General features: G+C 61.1%; 1 protein-coding gene and 1 pseudogene. Both read right to left on the bottom strand.

Going from position 1 to position 2,055, the window contains the following annotated elements; genetic code table 11:
• The coding region (gene tuf / locus AB4Y86_RS17600) for an elongation factor Tu (protein WP_441403449.1) at window positions 1-1,060 on the bottom strand (1,060 nt) is incomplete at its 3' end.
• A 283-nt stretch (window positions 1,061-1,343) separates the two neighbouring features.
• Window positions 1,344-2,055, bottom strand: a pseudogene (gene fusA, locus AB4Y86_RS17605) (elongation factor G); the annotation flags it as partial.

The raw sequence follows: 2,055 nt of genomic DNA on the forward strand, positions 1-2,055 counted from the left end.
TAACCATTTCCGTGCCTTCCGGCAGGGTGATAACGCCGGTTACGTCCGTGGTGCGGAAGTAGAACTGCGGGCGGTAGTTGGAGTAGAACGGGTTGTGACGCCCGCCTTCGTCCTTGGAGAGGATGTAGACGTTGGCTTCGAAGTCGGTGTGCGGGGTGATGGAACCCGGCTTGACGACAACCTGGCCACGCTCGACATCGTCGCGCTTCAGACCGCGGAGCAGCAGGCCACAGTTCTCGCCGGCCCATGCTTCGTCGAGCTGCTTGTGGAACATCTCGATACCGGTAACCGTGGTCTTCTGGATCGGGCGGATGCCGACAATCTCGACCTCGGAGTTGATGGCGAGGGTACCACGCTCGGCGCGGCCCGTAACAACGGTGCCACGGCCGGTGATCGTGAAGACGTCTTCGATCGGCATCAGGAACGGCTTGTCACGGTCGCGAACCGGGTCCGGAACGGACTCGTCGACGGCAGCCATGAGGTCCTCGACGGACTTGACCCACTCCGGGTCGCCTTCCAGAGCCTTCAGGCCCGAAACGCGAACGACCGGGGCGTTGTCGCCGTCGAAGCCCTGCGAGCTGAGCAGCTCACGAACTTCCATTTCGACAAGGTCGAGGAGCTCCTCGTCGTCAACCATGTCAGCCTTGTTCAGCGCGACCAGCAGGTAGGGAACGCCAACCTGGCGGGCGAGCAGAACGTGCTCACGGGTCTGAGCCATCGGGCCGTCGGTAGCGGCAACCACGAGGATTGCGCCGTCCATCTGAGCAGCGCCGGTGATCATGTTCTTGATGTAGTCAGCGTGACCGGGGGCGTCTACGTGTGCGTAGTGGCGCTTCTCGGTCTGGTACTCAACGTGCGAGATGTTGATGGTAATGCCGCGCTGACGCTCTTCGGGAGCAGAGTCAATGGACGCGAAGTCACGCTTCTCGTTGAGAGTCGGGTACTTGTCGTACAGCACCTTGGAAATGGCGGCCGTCAGCGTCGTCTTACCGTGGTCAACGTGACCAATGGTGCCGATGTTAACGTGCGGCTTAGTCCGCTCGAACTTTGCCTTTGCCACAGGTTCCTCCTAGAACGTTTTCAAATGACTTGCCCTCCGCCCGCGCTTGTCGCGGCCGAAACTTCAGCAAGTCTACTTGGGGGGCTTTGGATTGGTGAAATTGCTGATTCAGGAACTAATACTAGTGCCTAGTGCCTGGTCGTGCTGGCGGCCGGTGCCCGGCTTGACCGGACTACAGCAGTCCGGACTGCATCTAACCGGAAACCGGCCGCCTGCACCAGGTGGGTCCCTATTGAGGAACCGCACCCGAGTTTTTTGTCGCTGCTGCGGGTAGCCCTGGGGGCTACTCGCCGCGGCTCTTCTGGATGATCTCGTCGGCTACTGCCTTCGGGACCTCCGCGTAACTGTTGAACGTCATGGAGTACACAGCGCGGCCCTGGGTCTTCGAACGCAGGTCGCCGATGTAACCGAACATGCCGGACAGCGGAACGTGCGCGCGGATGACCTTGACGCCCTGGGCATCTTCCATGGACTGCATCTGGCCGCGGCGGGAGTTGATGTCACCGATAACTTCACCCATGTATTCCTCAGGGGTGCGGACCTCGACATCCATCAGCGGTTCGAGCAGGACAGGGTTCGCCTTGCGTGCGGCTTCCTTGAAAGCCATCCGGCCAGCGATCTTGAACGCCATTTCCGAGGAGTCAACATCGTGGTACGCGCCGTCGATCAGCGTGGCCTTGATGCCGACAACCGGGTAACCGGCCAGGACGCCGTCGTTCAGTGCATCCTGGATGCCGGCGTCGACCGACGGAATGTATTCGCGCGGAATGCGGCCGCCGGTGACCTTGTTCTCGAACTGGTACATCTCGCCTTCGGAGGTGTCCAACGGCTCGATCGCGATCTGGATCTTTGCGAACTGACCCGAACCACCGGTCTGCTTCTTGTGCGTGTAGTCGTGACGCTCCACAGCGCGCTTGATGGTTTCGCGGTAGGCAACCTGGGGCTTGCCCACGTTCGCCTCGACSTTGAACTCGCGGCGCATGCGGTCCACCAGG

This window comes from Arthrobacter sp. 2YAF22_2, assembly GCF_052114645.1.
GTDB lineage: Bacteria > Actinomycetota > Actinomycetes > Actinomycetales > Micrococcaceae > Arthrobacter.